This window comes from Luteimonas deserti, from assembly GCF_013425765.1.
GTDB lineage: Bacteria > Pseudomonadota > Gammaproteobacteria > Xanthomonadales > Xanthomonadaceae > Luteimonas > Luteimonas deserti.
In genome coordinates this window covers 1-18,556 of sequence record NZ_JACCJZ010000006.1, presented here as the reverse complement: position 1 = coordinate 18,556, position 18,556 = coordinate 1, and the positions used below count along the sequence as shown (strand labels likewise).

Annotated in this window: 13 protein-coding genes and 1 tRNA gene; all 14 read right to left on the bottom strand. The window is 65.4% G+C overall.

Going from position 1 to position 18,556, the window contains the following annotated elements; genetic code table 11:
* A partial coding sequence (gene tuf, locus H0E82_RS02860) for an elongation factor Tu (protein WP_180543505.1) occupies positions 1 to 1,139 on the bottom strand: 1,139 nt, incomplete at its 3' end.
* A gap of 88 nt (positions 1,140 to 1,227) precedes the next feature.
* Positions 1,228 to 3,321 carry an elongation factor G gene (gene fusA / locus H0E82_RS02855; protein ID WP_180543544.1) on the bottom strand — a complete coding sequence of 698 codons (2,094 nt, stop codon included), beginning with the start codon at positions 3,319 to 3,321 and terminating at the stop codon, positions 1,228 to 1,230.
* A gap of 183 nt (positions 3,322 to 3,504) precedes the next feature.
* A complete protein-coding gene (gene rpsG, locus H0E82_RS02850) occupies positions 3,505 to 3,972 on the bottom strand; it encodes a 30S ribosomal protein S7 (protein ID WP_180543542.1) in 468 nt (155 codons plus the stop codon).
* Between the two features lie 10 nt (positions 3,973 to 3,982).
* Positions 3,983 to 4,357 carry a 30S ribosomal protein S12 gene (gene rpsL, locus H0E82_RS02845; protein WP_024891235.1) on the bottom strand — a complete coding sequence of 125 codons (375 nt, stop codon included), beginning with the start codon at positions 4,355 to 4,357 and terminating at the stop codon, positions 3,983 to 3,985.
* Between the two features lie 252 nt (positions 4,358 to 4,609).
* Positions 4,610 to 8,869, bottom strand: a complete 4,260-nt coding sequence (gene rpoC, locus H0E82_RS02840) for a DNA-directed RNA polymerase subunit beta' (RefSeq protein WP_235974151.1) — start codon at positions 8,867 to 8,869, stop codon at positions 4,610 to 4,612.
* An 88-nt stretch (positions 8,870 to 8,957) separates the two neighbouring features.
* Positions 8,958 to 13,133, bottom strand: coding sequence for a DNA-directed RNA polymerase subunit beta (gene rpoB, locus H0E82_RS02835; protein ID WP_180543540.1), 4,176 nt, complete (start codon positions 13,131 to 13,133; stop codon positions 8,958 to 8,960).
* Between the two features lie 245 nt (positions 13,134 to 13,378).
* Positions 13,379 to 13,750 (bottom strand): 50S ribosomal protein L7/L12, encoded by a 372-nt coding sequence (gene rplL / locus H0E82_RS02830; RefSeq protein ID WP_180543538.1) that lies wholly within the window; start codon positions 13,748 to 13,750, stop codon positions 13,379 to 13,381.
* Between the two features lie 57 nt (positions 13,751 to 13,807).
* On the bottom strand, positions 13,808 to 14,350 hold the full coding sequence (gene rplJ, locus H0E82_RS02825; RefSeq protein WP_180543536.1) for a 50S ribosomal protein L10: 543 nt from the start codon (positions 14,348 to 14,350) through the stop codon (positions 13,808 to 13,810).
* A 376-nt stretch (positions 14,351 to 14,726) separates the two neighbouring features.
* On the bottom strand, positions 14,727 to 15,428 hold the full coding sequence (rplA, locus tag H0E82_RS02820; protein WP_180543534.1) for a 50S ribosomal protein L1: 702 nt from the start codon (positions 15,426 to 15,428) through the stop codon (positions 14,727 to 14,729).
* A 4-nt stretch (positions 15,429 to 15,432) separates the two neighbouring features.
* Positions 15,433 to 15,861, bottom strand: a complete 429-nt coding sequence (rplK, locus tag H0E82_RS02815; RefSeq protein ID WP_180543532.1) for a 50S ribosomal protein L11 — start codon at positions 15,859 to 15,861, stop codon at positions 15,433 to 15,435.
* Positions 15,862 to 16,062: 201 nt separating this feature from the next.
* Positions 16,063 to 16,635 carry a transcription termination/antitermination protein NusG gene (gene nusG / locus H0E82_RS02810; protein WP_180543530.1) on the bottom strand — a complete coding sequence of 191 codons (573 nt, stop codon included), beginning with the start codon at positions 16,633 to 16,635 and terminating at the stop codon, positions 16,063 to 16,065.
* Positions 16,636 to 16,651: 16 nt separating this feature from the next.
* The gene (gene secE / locus H0E82_RS02805) at positions 16,652 to 17,032 is read right to left on the bottom strand and encodes a preprotein translocase subunit SecE (RefSeq protein WP_180543528.1); all 381 of its coding nucleotides are present in this window, start codon (positions 17,030 to 17,032) and stop codon (positions 16,652 to 16,654) included.
* 84 nt (positions 17,033 to 17,116) lie between these two features.
* A tRNA-Trp gene (locus H0E82_RS02800) sits at positions 17,117 to 17,192 on the bottom strand.
* Between the two features lie 172 nt (positions 17,193 to 17,364).
* A complete protein-coding gene (tuf, locus tag H0E82_RS02795; RefSeq protein ID WP_180543526.1) occupies positions 17,365 to 18,555 on the bottom strand; it encodes an elongation factor Tu in 1,191 nt (396 codons plus the stop codon).
* Position 18,556 lies beyond the last annotated feature (1 nt).

The window sequence follows — 18,556 nt, the reverse complement described above, 5'->3', positions numbered from 1 at the left end:
CGGATCGCGAAGCGCAGGCCTTCGTCCATCGCCACCGGGTTGATCAGCGTGACCACCATCTTCACGTTGTCGCCCGGCATCACCATCTCGGTGCCTTCCGGCAGCTCGACCGCACCGGTGATGTCGGTGGTGCGGAAGTAGAACTGCGGACGGTAGCCCTTGAAGAACGGGGTGTGACGGCCGCCCTCGTCCTTCGACAGCACGTAGACTTCGGCTTCGAAATCGGTGTGCGGCTTGATCGAACCCGGCTTGCACAGCACCTGGCCGCGCTCGACGTCGTCACGCTTGGTGCCGCGCAGCAGCAGACCGGCGTTGTCGCCCGCCTGGCCCTGGTCGAGCAGCTTGCGGAACATCTCGACGCCCGTGACCGTGGTCTTCTGGGTCGCGCGGATACCGACGATCTCGATTTCCTCGCCCACCTTGATCACGCCGCGCTCGATGCGGCCGGTCACCACGGTGCCGCGGCCCGAGATCGAGAACACGTCCTCGACCGGCATCAGGAACGCCTTGTCGACGTCACGCTCCGGCTCCGGGATCCAGGTGTCGAGCGCGTCGACCAGCTTCAGGATCGCCGGCACGCCGATCTCGCTCTGGTCGCCTTCCAGCGCCAGGCGGGCCGAGCCGTGGATGATCGGGGTGTCGTCGCCCGGGAACTCGTACTTCGACAGCAGCTCGCGCACTTCCATCTCGACCAGCTCGAGCAGCTCGGCGTCGTCGACCATGTCGGCCTTGTTCAGGAACACGACGATGTACGGCACGCCGACCTGGCGCGAGAGCAGGATGTGCTCGCGGGTCTGCGGCATCGGGCCGTCCGCGGCCGAACACACCAGGATCGCGCCGTCCATCTGCGCCGCACCGGTGATCATGTTCTTGACGTAGTCGGCGTGGCCCGGGCAGTCGACGTGCGCGTAGTGGCGCTTCTCGGACTCGTATTCCACGTGCGCGGTCGAGATCGTGATGCCGCGCGCCTTCTCTTCCGGCGCCGCGTCGATCGCGTCATAGGCCTTGAATTCGCCGCCGAAACGCTCCGCACCGATCTTCGTCAGCGCCGCCGTCAGCGTCGTCTTGCCGTGGTCCACGTGACCAATCGTGCCCACGTTCACGTGGGGCTTGGTGCGCTCGAACTTACCCTTTGCCATGACAGAAAACTCCGTAATTCGTGATTGGTGATTCGTGATCGGTGACGAACCGGATCCACACCTGGCGGTGCGGACCCGGTCTCACGAATCACTTCTTGGTGACGGTCTCGGCGATGTTGGCCGGGGCCTCGGCGTAATGGTCGAACTCCATCGAGTACGTCGCGCGACCCTGCGACATCGAGCGCAGCGTCGTGGCGTAACCGAACATCTCACCGAGCGGGATCATCGCGTTGATGATCTTGCCGGACGGGCTGTCGTCCTGGCCCTGCAGGATGCCGCGGCGACGGCTGACGTCGCCCATCACGTCGCCGAGGTAATCCTCCGGCGTGACCACTTCGACCTTCATGATCGGCTCGAGCAGCACCGGGCTGGCGCGGTTGAAGCCGTCCTTGAAGCCCATCGAGCCGGCGATCTTGAACGCCATTTCGGACGAGTCGACCTCGTGGTACGAACCGTCGACCAGCTTCACCTTGACGTCGACGATCGGATAGCCCGCCATGATGCCGTTGGCCAGCACTTCCTGGATGCCCTTGTCGACCGCCGGGATGTATTCCTTCGGCACCACGCCGCCGACGATGGCGTTCTCGAACACGTAGCCTTCGCCCGATTCCTGCGGCGAGATCTCGAGCCACACGTGGCCGAACTGGCCCTTGCCGCCCGACTGGCGCACGAACTTGCCTTCCGACTTCACCGTCTTGCGGATCGTCTCGCGGTAGGCCACCTGCGGCTTGCCGACGTTGGCTTCCACGTTGAACTCGCGCTTCATGCGGTCGACGATGATGTCCAGATGCAGCTCGCCCATGCCGGCGATGATGGTCTGGCCGGATTCCTCGTCGGTGCGCACGCGGAAGGACGGATCCTCCTGCGCAAGGCGACCGAGCGCCAGACCCATCTTCTCCTGGTCCGACTTGGTCTTGGGCTCGACCGCCATCGAGATCACCGGCTCCGGGAACGTCATCCGCTCGAGCACGATCGGCGCGTCCTGCGCGCACAGCGTGTCGCCGGTGGTGACGTCCTTCAGGCCCACGGCCGCGGCGATGTCGCCGGCCAGGACTTCCTTGATCTCTTCACGGTTGTTGGAATGCATCTGCAGCAGGCGGCCGATGCGCTCCTTCTTGCCCTTGACCGAGTTCATCACCTGGTCACCGGCGTTGAGCGAACCCGAGTACACCCGGAAGAACGTCAGCGAACCCACGAACGGGTCGGTCATGATCTTGAAGGCGAGCGCGGAGAACGGCGCCTTGTCGCTGGATTCGCGCGACAGCTCCTTGGTCTCGTCGTCGACGTCGACGCCCTTCACCGCCGGCACGTCGACCGGCGACGGCAGCAGCTTGATGACGCCGTCGAGCATCGCCTGGACGCCCTTGTTCTTGAAGGCCGAGCCGCAGAACATCGGCACGATCTCGGTCTTGAGCGTGCGCTGGCGCAGGCCCTCGACGATCTCGTCCTCGGTCAGCTCGCCGCCTTCGAGATACTTGTTCATCAGCTCTTCGTCGGCCTCGGCGGCCGACTCGATCATGTACGCGCGCGCCTCGTCCGCCTGCGCCTGCAGTTCGGCCGGGATCTCGCGGTACTCGAAGTTCAGACCCTGGGACGCGGTGTCCCAATGGATCGCCTTCATCTTGATCAGGTCGACCACGCCCTCGAAGCCGTCCTCGGCGCCGATCGGAATCTGCATCGGCACCGGCGCCGCGCCGAGACGCGACTTCAGCTGGTCGCGCACCTTGAAGAAGTTCGCGCCGGTGCGGTCCATCTTGTTGACGAACGCGATGCGCGGCACCTGGTACTTGTTGGCCTGGCGCCACACGGTCTCGGACTGCGGCTGCACACCGCCGACCGCACACAGCACGAACACCGCGCCGTCGAGTACGCGCAGAGAGCGTTCGACTTCGATCGTGAAGTCGACGTGGCCGGGGGTGTCGATGATGTTGAAACGGTGCTCCGGGAACGACTTGTCCATTCCCTTCCAGAACGCAGTGGTCGCAGCGGACTGGATCGTGATGCCACGTTCCTGTTCCTGCTCCATCCAGTCCATGGTCGCGGCGCCATCGTGCACTTCGCCGATCTTGTGGCTCTTGCCGGTGTAGAACAGGATGCGCTCGGAAGTCGTCGTCTTGCCGGCATCGATGTGGGCCATGATGCCGAAGTTGCGGTAACGGTCGATGGGAGTCGTGCGAGCCACGTCAGTCTCTCGTATTGAATGGCGAAGTCCCGATGGAGCGCGGAGCCTTCGCGATGGAATCGCTTGAATGGACGAATGCCGCCTTGCGGCGGCCTTCGGATCCTGCGTGCGGTCTGTGACCGCCTGGAGGCACCATGGATGGTGCCGGCGGGCCCCGGTATCAACCGGAGCCCGCGGGTCCGCTTACCAGCGGTAGTGCGCGAACGCCTTGTTGGCGTCGGCCATGCGGTGGGTCTCTTCACGCTTCTTGATCGCACCGCCACGGTTCTCCGAGGCGTCGATCAGCTCGGCGGCCAGCTTGCGCGGCATGGTGTTCTCGCCGCGCTTGCGCGCCGACTCGATCAGCCAGCGCATCGCCAGCGCCATGCGGCGCGAGGCGCGCACTTCGACCGGCACCTGGTACGTCGCGCCACCGACACGGCGCGACTTGACCTCGACGGCCGGCGACACGTTGCCGAGCGCCTTTTCCACGAGCTCCAGCGCATCGGGGTTCTTCTCGCCGATGACGTCCATGGCGCCGTAGACGATCTTCTCGGCCACCGACTTCTTGCCGCTCTTCATGACCATGTTGATGAAGCGCGCGATCGTGTCGCTGTGGTGCTTGGGATCGGGCAGCACCGCACGCTGCGGGGTGTTTCCTTTACGCGACATTGTCTATTCCTCAGCCCTTCGGACGCTTGGCGCCGTACTTCGAACGTGCCTGCTTGCGCTTCGCGACGCCGGCGGCGTCGAGCGAACCGCGAACGGTGTGGTAACGCACGCCGGGCAGGTCCTTGACGCGACCGCCGCGGATCAGCACCACGCTGTGCTCCTGCAGGTTGTGGCCTTCGCCACCGATGTACGAAATCACTTCGTAGCCGTTGGTCAGGCGCACCTTGGCGACCTTGCGCAGAGCCGAGTTCGGCTTCTTCGGGGTCGTGGTGTAGACGCGGGTGCAGACGCCACGGCGCTGCGGGCAATTCGCCAACGCGGGCGACGTGCTCTTGTATGTTTCGGGGCTGCGCGGCTTCCGCACCAGCTGGTTGATCGTTGCCATCAGTCTCGGGTTCTGTGGTTTCGGGCCGGGGCCCGGTGAAAACGAAGGCAGACGGAAAACCGTCTGCCAGACGAAAAAGTATAGCCCGCGCCGACGATTTGCGTCAACGCGAGCTGATACCGCCGCCGGCTGGCCACAGGGGCCCAGCCCGACATAACAACGTCCCGTCCGTCCTGGACCGAATACGAGCCGCATCCTGCGCCTCATTTCGGAGTCTGGGCGGCCCGCGAGGGGCCGCCAAAGAAGGCTATCTTAGCCCTGGTGCTCGTCGCTGTCACCCATCTGGGTGGCCGGCGCGTCTTCCAGCATCACCTGCTCCGGCGGCAGCACCACCGGTGCGGCCTCGGCGACGGGCCCTGCGAGGGTCTCCATCTCCGAATCGGTCAGGCCCGACGCCGCGCGGCGGCGCTGCGTGTGGTACGCGAGACCGGTACCGGCAGGAATCAGGCGACCGACGATCACGTTCTCCTTGAGGCCGCGCAGGCTGTCGCGGGTGCCGCGCACGGCCGCCTCGGTCAGCACGCGGGTGGTCTCCTGGAAGGACGCCGCTGAGATGAAGGATTCCGTCGCCAGCGAAGCCTTGGTGATGCCGAGCAGGACCGGATCGAACTTCGCCGGAAGCTCGTTCTTGGCGAGATGCTTGATGTTGTCCTCCAGCACCCGCTGACGCTCGACCTGCTCGCCGTTGAGGAAGCGGCTGTCGCCGCCGTCGGTGATCTCGACCTTGCGCAGCATCTGGCGAACGATCACCTCGATGTGCTTGTCGTTGATCTTGACGCCCTGCAGGCGGTAGACGTCCTGGATCTCCTTGGTCAGGTACGACGCGAGCTCCTCGACACCCTTCAGGCGCAGGATGTCCTGCGGACCCGGCTCGCCGTCCACCACGGTCTCGCCCTTCTCCACGTGCTCGCCTTCGAACACGATGATCTGGCGGTACTTGGGGATCAGCTCTTCGTGATCGACACCGTCGGTGCCCTTGATGATCAGGCGCTGCTTGCCCTTGGTGTCCTTGCCGAAGCTCACGATGCCGGAGATCTCGGCGAGGATCGCCTGGTCCTTCGGCTTGCGCGCTTCGAACAGGTCGGCCACGCGCGGCAGACCGCCGGTAATGTCGCGGGTCTTGGACGCTTCCTGCGGCACCTTGGTCACCACGTCGCCCACGCCGACGGGGTCACCGTCCTGCAGGTTGACGATCGAGCGCGGCGGCAGCAGGTACTGCGCCGGCAGGTCGGTGCCCGGGATCGACAGGTCGTTGCCCTTGGCATCGACGATGCGGACGATCGGACGCAGATCCTTGCCCTGCGAACCACGCCGCTTGGGATCGGTGATCTCGCGTGACGCCAGGCCCGTCAGCTCGTCGGTCTTCTCGATGACCGTGATGCCTTCGACGAAATCGATGAAGCGGATGAAGCCCGCCACTTCCGACACGATCGGGTGGTTGTGCGGATCCCAGTTCGCGACGGTCTGGCCGGCCTTGATCGCATCGCCGTCCTTGACGGTGATCGTCGCGCCGTAGGGCAGCTTGTAGCGCTCGCGCTCGCGGCCGTGGCCGTCGAGCACCGAGAGCTCGCCGGAGCGCGAGACCGCGACCAGGTTGCCGCTCTCGTGGGTGACGAACTTCAGGTTGTTGAACTTGATGGAGCCGGTGGTCTTGACCGTCACGTTGTCGATGGCGGCCGCACGCGACGCCGCACCACCGATGTGGAACGTCCGCATGGTCAGCTGGGTGCCGGGTTCACCGATCGACTGCGCGGCGACGACGCCGACGGCCTCGCCCTGGTTGACCAGGTGGCCGCGGCCGAGATCGCGGCCGTAACACATGGCGCAGACGCCGAAGCTCGCCTCGCAGGTGATCGTCGAGCGCACCTTGATCGACTGGACGCCCGCTTCCTCGAGCCGCATGACCCACTGCTCGTCGAGCAGCGTGTTGCGGGTGACAATCGGATCCTCGTCGTTGCCCGGCAGGAACACGTCCTCGGCCACGACACGACCCAGCACGCGGTCGCGCAGCGGTTCGACCACGTCGCCGCCTTCGACGATCGGGGTCATCATCAGGCCGTCGAGCGTGCCGCAATCGACCTCGGTGATCACCACGTCCTGGGCCACGTCGACGAGGCGACGCGTCAGGTAACCGGAGTTCGCGGTCTTGAGCGCGGTATCGGCCAGACCCTTGCGGGCACCGTGGGTGGAGTTGAAGTACTCCTGGACGTTCAGGCCTTCGCGGAAGTTCGCGATGATCGGCGTCTCGATGATCGAGCCGTCGGGCTTGGCCATCAGGCCGCGCATACCGGCCAGCTGGCGGATCTGGGCCTGCGAACCACGCGCACCGGAGTCGGCCATGATGTAGAGCGAGTTCATCGACTTCTGGTCGATGGTCTCGCCCTTGGCATTGACGACCTTCTCGGTACCGATGGTGTCCATCATCGCCTTGGCGATGCGCTCGTTCGTACGCGACCAGATGTCGACGACCTTGTTGTAGCGCTCGCCGGCGGTGACGAGACCGGACTGGTACTGCTGCTGGATCTCCAGCACCTCGGTCTCGGCCTCGGCCAGGATGCCCTTCTTCTCGGACGGAATGGTCATGTCGTTGATGCCGATCGACACACCCGCACGGGTCGCGTTGGCGAAGCCGGTGTACATCAGCTTGTCGGCGAACACGACCGTGTCCTTGAGTCCCAGACGGCGGTAGCAGGAGTTGATCAGCCGGCTGATGTTCTTCTTGTTGAGCTCGGTGTTGGCCAGTTCGAAGGGCAGCCCGTCGGGCATGATCTCGAGCAGCAGCGCACGACCCACGGTCGTGTCCACGATCGAGGTCACCTTCTCGCGCGAGCCGTCTTCGCCGATCACTGTCTGGCGGATGCGCACCTTGATCTTGGCGTGCAGGCCGGCGGCCTTGTTGTCGAATGCGCGACGCACTTCCGCGATGTTGGCGAAGATCATGCCCTCGCCCTGGATGTTCTCCAGCGCACGGGTCATGTAGTACAGGCCGAGCACGACGTCCTGCGACGGCACGATGATCGGCTCGCCGTTGGCGGGCGAGAGGATGTTGTTCGACGCCATCATCAGCGCACGCGCCTCGAGCTGGGCTTCAAGGCTCAGCGGCACGTGGACGGCCATCTGGTCGCCGTCGAAGTCGGCGTTGAACGCGGTACACACCAGCGGATGCAGCTGGATCGCCTTGCCTTCGATCAGCACCGGCTCGAACGCCTGGATGCCCAGGCGGTGCAGCGTCGGCGCGCGGTTGAGCATGACCGGGTGCTCGCGGATCACCTCTTCGAGGATGTCCCACACCTCGGCCTCTTCGCGCTCGACGAGCTTCTTGGCGGCCTTGATCGTCGTGGCGAGGCCACGGCGCTGCAGCTTGGCGAAGATGAAGGGCTTGAACAGCTCCAGCGCCATCTTCTTCGGCAGGCCGCACTCGTGCAGGCGCAGCGTCGGGCCGACCACGATGACCGAACGGCCCGAGTAGTCGACGCGCTTGCCGAGCAGGTTCTGGCGGAAGCGGCCCTGCTTGCCCTTGATCATGTCGGCGAGCGACTTGAGCGGACGCTTGTTGGTGCCGGTGATGGCGCGGCCGCGGCGGCCGTTGTCCATCAGCGCATCGACCGACTCCTGCAGCATGCGCTTCTCGTTGCGCACGATGATGTCGGGCGCGTTGAGTTCGAGCAGGCGACGCAGGCGGTTGTTGCGGTTGATGACGCGGCGGTACAGATCGTTGAGATCCGAGGTCGCGAAGCGGCCACCGTCCAGCGGCACCAGCGGACGCAGGTCCGGCGGCAGCACCGGCAGCACGGTCATGATCATCCACTCGGGCCGGTTGCCCGACTCGATGAAGGCCTCGACCAGCTTGATGCGCTTGGTGAGGCGCTTGAGCTTGGTTTCAGAACCGGTGGCGGCGATCTCTTCCTTCAGGCGGGCCATTTCGGCCTGCAGGTCGATCGTGCGCAGCAGGTCGTAGACCGCCTCGGCGCCCATCGCGGCGTCGAAGTCGTCGCCGTGTTCCTGGCGCATCTGCATGAACTGCTCTTCGTTGAGCAGCTGGCCGCGCTCGAGCGGAGTCAGGCCCGGCTCGGTGACGACGAACGCCTCGAAGTACAGGATGCGCTCGATGTCGCGCAGTGTCATGTCCAGCATCAGGCCGATGCGGCTGGGCAGCGACTTGAGGAACCAGATGTGCGCGACCGGCGAGGCCAGGTCGATGTGGCCCATGCGCTCGCGGCGCACCTTGGCCAGCGTGACTTCGGTGCCGCACTTCTCGCACACGACGCCGCGGTGCTTCATGCGCTTGTACTTGCCGCACAGGCACTCGTAGTCCTTGATCGGACCGAAGATCGCGGCGCAGAACAGGCCGTCGCGCTCGGGCTTGAACGTGCGGTAGTTGATCGTCTCGGGCTTCTTCACCTCGCCGAACGACCACGAACGGATCAGGTCGGGACTGGCGAGCGCGATCTTGATCGCGTCGAAATCCGGGATCTGGCGCTGCTGGTTGAAGAGATTGAGCAGGTCTTTCATGTCTTTACTCCGGGAATGGGGAACCTGGGGCGTGATGGATCGCGGTCGCGCGCGGCGCGCTCATGCGCCGCGCGACGGGCGTCCTGCCTCAGTGCTCCTCCAGCTCCATGTTGATCGCCAGCGAACGGATTTCCTTGACCAGCACGTTGAACGACTCCGGCATGCCGGCGACCATCTCGTGCTCGCCGTCGACGATGTTCTTGTACATCTGGTTGCGGCCCTGCACGTCGTCGGACTTCACCGTCAGCATTTCCTGCAGGGTGTAGGCCGCGCCGTACGCTTCCAGCGCCCAGACTTCCATCTCGCCGAAGCGCTGACCGCCGAACTGCGCCTTGCCGCCCAGCGGCTGCTGGGTGACGAGCGAGTACGGGCCGGTCGAACGCGCGTGCATCTTGTCGTCCACCAGGTGGTTGAGCTTGAGCATGTGCATGTAGCCCACGGTGACCTCGCGCTCGAACGCCTCGCCGGTGCGGCCGTCGAATAGGCGGGTCTGGCCGCTGGTCGGAAGATCCGCCAGTTCCAGCATGGCCTTGATCTCGGACTCCGCAGCGCCGTCGAACACCGGCGTCGCCATCGGCACGCCGTCGGTCAGGTTGCCGGCGAGCCTCAGCAGCTCCTCGTCGCTGAACTGGGTCAGATCCACGCGCTCGGCGAACGTCTTCCGGTCGTGGTTGTAGATCTGGTCGAGGAACGTCCGCAGCTCGGCCACCTTGGCCTGGGCGTCGAGCATCCGCTGGATCTTCTCGCCGAGCCCCTTGGCCGCGAGGCCCAGGTGCACTTCGAGGATCTGGCCGATGTTCATACGCGACGGCACGCCCAGCGGGTTGAGCACGATGTCGACGGTATTGCCGTTCGCCATGTACGGCATGTCCTGCACGGGCACGATGGTCGAGACCACACCCTTGTTGCCGTGGCGGCCGGCCATCTTGTCGCCCGGCTGGATGCGGCGCTTCACGGCCAGGTAGACCTTGACCATCTTCAGCACGCCCGGCGCGAGATCATCGCCCTGGGTGATCTTGCCGCGCTTGTCGGCGAATCGCTTCTCGAACTCCTTCTGATGCGCGTCGATCTGCTTCTGCGCACGTTCGATCGCGTCCGACGCGTCCTCGTCCTTCATGCGGATCTGGAACCAGTCGGACTTCTTCAGGCCGTCGAGCACGAGCGAGCTGACCGTGTCGCCCTTCTTCAGGCCGGGGCCGCCGTTGGCGACCTTGCCCTGGATCTGCGAACGCAGTCGCGCATAGATCGCGCTCTCGAGAATGCGGAACTGGTCGTCGAAGTCCTTCTTGACGCGCTTGATCTCGGACTCTTCGATCTGCTTGGCACGCTTGTCCTTCTCGATGCCGTCGCGGGTGAAGACCTGCACGTCGATGACGGTGCCGTCCATGCCCGGGGGCACGCGCAGCGAGCTGTCCTTCACGTCGGACGCCTTCTCGCCGAAGATCGCGCGCAGCAGCTTCTCTTCCGGGGTCAGCTGGCTCTCACCCTTGGGCGTGACCTTGCCGACCAGAATGTCGCCGGCGCGCACTTCGGCGCCGATGTACACCACGCCGGACTCGTCCAGACGGTTGAGCGCGTTCTCGGACACGTTCGGGATGTCGGCGGAGATCTCCTCCGGCCCGAGCTTCGTGTCGCGGGCGACCGCGGTCAGCTCCTCGATGTGGATCGTCGTGTAGCGGTCTTCCTTGACGACGCGCTCCGACAGCAGGATCGAGTCTTCGAAGTTGTAGCCGTTCCACGGCATGAACGCGACCAGCATGTTCTGCCCCAGCGCCAGCTCGCCGATGTCGGTCGAGGGACCGTCGGCCAGCACGTCGCCGCGCGCGACCACGTCACCCACGTTCACCAGCGGACGCTGGTTGATGCAGGTGTTCTGGTTGGAGCGCGTGTACTTGATCAGGTTGTAGATGTCGACGCCGGCATCGTGCTCGCCGGAGATCTCTTCTTCATTGACCTTGACCACGACGCGGCCGGCGTCGATCTGCTCGATCACGCCGCCACGGCGGGCGTTCACGGTCACGCCCGAGTCGCGCGCCACGGCGCGCTCGATGCCGGTCCCGACCAGCGGCTTCTGCGCACGCAGCGTGGGCACGGCCTGGCGCTGCATGTTGGCCCCCATCAGTGCGCGGTTGGCGTCGTCGTGCTCGAGGAACGGCACGAGTGCGGCCGCGACCGACACGGTCTGCATCGGCGAGACGTCCATGTAATGGATTTCCGCCGGCGGCTTGAGCAGCGACTCGCCCTGGAAGCGGCAGTCGACGAACTGCTGGGTCATCGTGCCCTTGTCGTCCTGGACGGCATTGGCCTGGGCGATGACGTAGTCGTTCTCCTCGATCGCCGAGAGGTACTCGATCTCGTCGGTGACGCGGCTGTCGACGACCTTGCGGTACGGCGTCTCGAGAAAGCCGTAGCGGTTGGTGCGTGCGAAGGTCGCCAGCGAGTTGATCAGGCCGATGTTCGGGCCTTCCGGCGTTTCGATGGTGCAGACGCGGCCGTAGTGCGTGGGATGCACGTCGCGCACTTCGAAGCCGGCGCGCTCGCGGGTCAGACCGCCCGGCCCCAGGGCCGAGACGCGACGCTTGTGCGTGACTTCCGACAGCGGGTTGTTCTGGTCCATGAACTGCGACAGCTGCGAGGAGCCGAAGAATTCCTTGACCGCAGCCGCGACCGGCTTGGCGTTGATGAGCTCCTGCGGGGTCAGGCCATCGGCCTCGGCCATCGTCAGGCGCTCGCGCACGGCGCGCTCGACGCGGACCAGGCCCACGCGGAACACGTTCTCGGCCATTTCACCGACGCTGCGCACGCGGCGGTTGCCGAGGTGGTCGATGTCGTCGACGACGCCGCGACCGTTGCGGATCTCGGTCAGCACGCGGATGACGTCGAGGATGTCGGAGCTCTGGCCGAACTCGCCGCGCAGGCGCACCGAATCCTCGTCCTTGCGCTCGGCGAAGTACTTCGCGTCGTAGAGCACGGACGCGCCTTCGGTTTCCTTGCGGCCGAGGCGACGGTTGAACTTCATCCGGCCCACGCTCGAGACGTCGTAGCGCTCGAAGGTGAAGAACAGGTTGTGGAACAGGTTCTGCGCGGCATCCTTGGTCGGCGGCTCGCCGGGACGCATCATGCGGTAGATCTCGACCAGCGCGTCGAGCTGGGTCTTGGTCGAGTCGATGCGCAGCGTGTTCGACAGGTACGGGCCGCGGTCGAGATCGTTGACCCAGATCGTGCCGATGGTTTCGATGCCCGCCTTGCGCAGCGCCTCGAGCGTTTCGAGCGAGATCTCGTCGTTGGCGGTGGCGACCAGCTCGCCGGTCGACGGATCGATCACGTCGTGCGAGAGGATCTGGCCGACCATGTAGTCGTCCGGCACCGCGAGCGCGGTGATGCCCGAAGCCTCGAGCTGCTTGACGTGACGCGCGGTGATGCGCTTGCCCGCCTCGACGATGACCTTGTCGCCATCGAGCAGGTCGAAGTTCAGCGTTTCGCCGCGCAGGCGCTCCGACACCAGCTCCAGCTGCACGCCCTCGCCCTCGGGGAGGATGTGATAGCTGTTGATGTCGAAGAACTCGTTGAGCATCTCTTCATTGTTGTAGCCGAGCGCGCGCAGCAGCACCGACACCGGCAGCTTGCGGCGACGGTCGATACGGGTGAACAGCGCGTCCTTCGGGTCGAACTCGAAGTCGAGCCAGGAACCGCGGTAGGGAATGATGCGGGCGCTGTAGAGCAGCTTGCCCGAGCTGTGGGTCTTGCCGCGGTCGTGGTCGAAGAACACGCCGGGCGAGCGGTGCAGCTGCGAGACGATGACGCGCTCGGTGCCGTTGATGATGAAGGTGCCGTTCTCGGTCATGAGCGGGATCTCGCCCATGTAGACCTCCTGCTCCTTCACGTACTTGATGGCCTTCTGCGACGACTCGCGGTCGTAGATCACCAGGCGCACGGTCACGCGCAGCGGGGCGCCGTAGCTCAGGCCGCGGTTGCGGCACTCGCGCTCGTCGAAGCCGGGCTCGCCGAGCTTGTAGCCGACGTATTCCAGCGCGGCGTAGCCGTTGTAACTGACGATCGGGAACACCGACTTCAGCGCGGCGTGCAGGCCGCGGTCCTCGCGCTGCGACGGATCGCGGTCGGCCTGGAGGAACTCGCGATAGGAATCGACCTGGATGGCGAGCAGGAAGGGCACCTCGAGAATCTCACGGCGCTTGCCGAAGTTCTTGCGGATGCGCTTCTTCTCGGTGAACGAGTAGTTCGGCTGGAGCTGGGACGTCGTCATGGATACGCCTCGATGTATCGGTGGACCGCATTGCGGTCCGGGAACAGATGAGCTGCCACTGGGTAGTCGCTGGTATTGCCGGCACCAGCACGCCATCTCCCGCTACTACCCACTGACAACTGGGTCAGTTGTCGTGTTGCAGGCCGTCCTGAAACCACTCCGATTTCAGGAACGACCAAGGGCCGGGGGCTTTCGCCCCCGGCCCCGGTGCATCGCCAGCATGTGCTGCGATGCCAAGGTGCCGCTTACTTGATTTCGACGGTCGCGCCGGCAGCTTCGAGATCCTTCTTGATCTTCTCGGCTTCTTCCTTCGTGGCGCCTTCCTTGACGTCCTTCGGTGCGCCTTCGACCAGGTCCTTGGCTTCCTTCAGACCCAGGCCGGTGATGGCGCGGACGACCTTGATGGCCTCGACCTTCTTCTCGCCGGCGGCCTTCAGGACGACGGTGAACTCGGTCTGCTCTTCGACGGCAGCAGCCGGGCCGGCAGCGGCGGCCGCGGCGACCGGAGCGGCGGCGGAGACGCCGAACTTCTCTTCGATGGCCTTGACCAGCTCCATCACTTCCATCAGGGACTTCTCGGCGATGGCGTCGACGATCTGCTCAGTGGTAAGGGACATAGTGATTACCTTTGAAAAATTTTCTGGGATGGGGTTCGTTGGACCGGCAGACCGGACTTACGCCGTTTCGGCCGTCTCGGCCGCTGCAGCTTCCGTCGGCGCGTCTTCGCCACCGCCCTGCTGGTCGCCGACGGCCTTGACGGCACGGGCGAACATCGCGGCGGGTTCGGACAGCACGCGGGCGAGCATGGACAGCGCCTGGTCCAGCGTCGGCAGCGACGCCAGGACATCGACGTGGCTGGCCGGGTACAGCTGGCCTTCGACGACGACGACCTTGGGCTGGAGCTTGTCGTTGGTCTTGGCGAATTCCTTGATCAGGCGACCGGCTGCGCCGGGCTCCTCGGTCGAGAACGCATACAGCAGAGGGCCGACCAGCGCGTCCTTGGAACACGCGTATTCGGTACCTTCCACGGCGCGGGCGGCCAGGGTGTTCTTGACGACACGCAAGTACACGCCGGTCTCACGCGCCTTCTTGCGCATCGCGGTCATCTGGCTGACCGTGGTGCCCACGTACTCGGCGGCGATCAAGGAGTGTGCCTTGGCGGCGACTTCTGCCAGCTCGGCGACAACTTCCTGCTTCTGGGACAGATTGAGAGCCATTAATCACTCCTCATTGTGAACTCCGCTCACGGCTCCTGCCGCTTGCGGTCCTGAGCGGCCTCCATCCATGGATGCCGGGGATGTGCGAGACATCCCGGTGGTGGCCTTTCTGTCTGGCTGGACGGATGTCTGACCAGAAAAAACGAGAAAAGGCAGCACCATCTACGCAGGCCTTCCGGTGCATGCACCTTGGGATTAAGCGGTCTCGATCCTCGGTGGCGGCGATTCCCTGCCAGTGCGAGCCTCCCTGCCCGTCGCCACGTCGACCTCGACCGCGCCTGCGGTCTTTGACGGCGCCGCGCCGGACCGAAGTCCGTCGCGATGCCCCCAAATCACGCCACCCCGGCTGCGGGGTGGCGCGTTTACAGCGTTCCGATCAGCGCGCGATGCTCAGCGTCGAGGGGTCGACGGCGACGCCGGGGCCCATCGTCGAGCTCAGCGAGATCTTCTGCAGGTACTGGCCCTTGGCCGTGGCCGGCTTGGCCTTGACCAGGTCGGCGAGCAGCGCCTGCAGGTTTTCCTTCAGCTTCTCGGCGTCGAAATCGGCCTTGCCGATCGTGCAGTGGATGATGCCGGCCTTGTCGGTGCGGTAGCGGACCTGGCCGCCCTTCGCGTTCTTCACCGCCTCGCCCGGGTTCGGGGAGACCGTGCCGACCTTCGGGTTCGGCATCAGGCCGCGCGGGCCCAGGACCGTACCGAGCTTGCCGACAACGCGCATGGCGTCCGGCGTCGCGATCACGACGTCGTAGTTGATGTCGCCGGCCTGCATCTTCTCGGCCAGGTCGTCCATGCCGACCACGTCGGCACCGGCAGCCAGCGCCTCATCGGCCTTGGCGCCTGCCGGCGCGAACACCGCAACGCGCACGCTCTTGCCGGTGCCCTGCGGCAGCACGGTCGAGCCGCGGACCTGCTGGTCGGACTTGCGCGCATCGACGCCGAGGCGCACGGCGACGTCCACCGCTTCGGCGAACTTCGCGCTGCTGTTGTCCTTGACGATCTTCAGGGCGTCGTCGATCGCGTAGCTCTTGCCGGGCTGCACGGCAGCCTGGATGCGCTTCTGTCGCTTGCTCTGTGCCATGGTCTCAGCCCTCCACCGTCAGACCCATCGAACGGGCCGAACCCGCGATGGTGCGCACTGCTGCTTCGAGTTCCGCCGCCGTGAGGTCGGCTTCCTTCGCCTTCGCGATCTCCTCGAGCTGCGCGCGCGTCACCTTGCCCACCTTCTCGGTGTTGGGACGCTTGGAGCCGGAGGTGATGCCCGCCGCCTTCTTCAGCAGCACCGCGGCCGGCGTGCTCTTGGTGATGAAGGTGAACGTGCGGTCCGAATAGGCCGTGATGATGACCGGAGTCGGCAGACCCGGCTCCAGCTTGGAGGTCGCCGCGTTGAACGCCTTGCAGAACTCCATGATGTTCAGGCCGCGCTGACCCAGCGCAGGACCGACCGGCGGCGAGGGGTTGGCCTGACCGGCCTTCACCTGCAGCTTGATGTAACCGACGACTTTCTTCGCCATTGTCTTCTTCTCTCCGGGTGCAGACGCCTGAACTCAGGCTCCCCATCGTTCCGGGAATACACGTGTCCCGGATTCACGTTGTCCATCTCGCGCGAAAGGCCGCCCATGCGGCGGCCAGTGCGGATGCCCGGCTCAGCCGGACAGCGAGCCGCGCACTATAACAGGATTTCGCGCTCCCGTCACAGGGAGCGCGGCAGAGGCTCAGGCCTTCTCGACCTGCCCGAATTCCAGCTCGACCGGGGTCGAGCGGCCGAAGATGAGCACGGCGACGCGCAGGCGGCTCTTCTCGTAGTTGACCTCTTCGACGACGCCGTTGAAATCGTTGAACGGGCCATCGGTGACGCGCACCATCTGGCCCGCTTCGAACAGCACCTTCGGACGCGGCTTCTCGACGCCTTCCTGCACGCGATCGAGGATCACCGCGGCCTCCTCGTCGCGGATCGGCAACGGCCGGTCGGCGGTGCCGCCGATGAAGCCCATGACCTTCGGCGTTTCCTTGACCAGGTGCCAGCTCTCGTTGTCCATGCGGGGAATCCCGCCGTCGTCCGAGGTCTGGATCTGCACCAGCACATAACCGGGGAAGAACTTGCGCTCGGAACGGCGCTTCTGGCCGGAGCGCATCTCGATCACTTCCTCGGTCGGCACCAGCACGTCGCCGAACTTCTCCTGCATGCCGGTGCGCGCGATACGGTCGCGCAGCGCCTGGGCCACCGACTTCTCGAAGCCGGAATAGGCATGCACGACGTACCAGCGCTTGACGCCTTCGGTTTCCATCTGAATCGTTACTCCGTCACTGCCTCAGAACGAGGCGGATGAGCCACTGGATGACCTGGTCGAAGCCGGCCAGCATCAGGCTGATGAGGATCACCGCGATGATCACGACCCAGGTCAGCCGGACCGCTTCCTGGCGCGTCGGCCAGACCACCTTGCGCAGCTCGAACCGCGTTTCCGAGAAGAATTCGCGGGTCCTGTGGCCTTTGGCCGTGGTCAGGAACACCGCCACGGCGGCGACGAGGCAGAGCCCGACGATCACACTGCGGACGGACGTCGCGAGCTGCGCCTGGAACCAGTAGAACGCGAACACGCCGGCGATCACCAGCAGGACCGCGCCGGCGTACTTGGCGAGATCCGTCGCGGACGCGCCCTTCGAATGTTCGACTCTGCTGTTCAAGTCCCGGCGACCCATCGGTTGTACGACTGCTCGATTGACAGGCCAGGCCGTGCTGCGCCAGGCCCCGCGCGGAGGATCCGCGAATGGCACGCCAGGAGGGACTCGAACCCCCAACCTGCGGTTTTGGAGACCGCTGCTCTGCCAATTGAGCTACTGGCGTAAAGATGGAACCCGCCGCCCCGGATTTCCTGAGACGGCGAAGGCGGACCGGGTTGCCGGCCCGCCTCGTCGCGACCTGGTGCGGAATCGGCGCTCCGCGTCCGGTCACTGGATCCCGGCAGCCGCCGGGACGATCGTCGGGCCCACGCGCGGTGAACGCGCGGGCCGTCGGGTCACTTGATGATCTTGGCCACCACGCCGGCGCCGACGGTGCGGCCGCCTTCACGGATCGCGAAGCGCAGGCCTTCGTCCATCGCCACCGGGTTGATCAGCGTGACCACCATCTTCACGTTGTCGCCCGGCATCACCATCTCGGTGCCTTCCGGCAGCTCGACCGCACCGGTGATGTCGGTGGTGCGGAAGTAGAACTGCGGACGGTAGCCCTTGAAGAACGGGGTGTGACGGCCGCCCTCGTCCTTCGACAGCACGTAGACTTCGGCTTCGAAATCGGTGTGCGGCTTGATCGAACCCGGCTTGCACAGCACCTGGCCGCGCTCGACGTCGTCACGCTTGGTGCCGCGCAGCAGCAGACCGGCGTTGTCGCCCGCCTGGCCCTGGTCGAGCAGCTTGCGGAACATCTCGACGCCCGTGACCGTGGTCTTCTGGGTCGCGCGGATACCGACGATCTCGATTTCCTCGCCCACCTTGATCACGCCGCGCTCGATGCGGCCGGTCACCACGGTGCCGCGGCCCGAGATCGAGAACACGTCCTCGACCGGCATCAGGAACGCCTTGTCGACGTCACGCTCCGGCTCCGGGATCCAGGTGTCGAGCGCGTCGACCAGCTTCAGGATCGCCGGCACGCCGATCTCGCTCTGGTCGCCTTCCAGCGCCAGGCGGGCCGAGCCGTGGATGATCGGGGTGTCGTCGCCCGGGAACTCGTACTTCGACAGCAGCTCGCGCACTTCCATCTCGACCAGCTCGAGCAGCTCGGCGTCGTCGACCATGTCGGCCTTGTTCAGGAACACGACGATGTACGGCACGCCGACCTGGCGCGAGAGCAGGATGTGCTCGCGGGTCTGCGGCATCGGGCCGTCCGCGGCCGAACACACCAGGATCGCGCCGTCCATCTGCGCCGCACCGGTGATCATGTTCTTGACGTAGTCGGCGTGGCCCGGGCAGTCGACGTGCGCGTAGTGGCGCTTCTCGGACTCGTATTCCACGTGCGCGGTCGAGATCGTGATGCCGCGCGCCTTCTCTTCCGGCGCCGCGTCGATCGCGTCATAGGCCTTGAATTCGCCGCCGAAACGCTCCGCACCGATCTTCGTCAGCGCCGCCGTCAGCGTCGTCTTGCCGTGGTCCACGTGACCAATCGTGCCCACGTTCACGTGGGGCTTGGTGCGCTCGAACTTACCCTTTGCCATG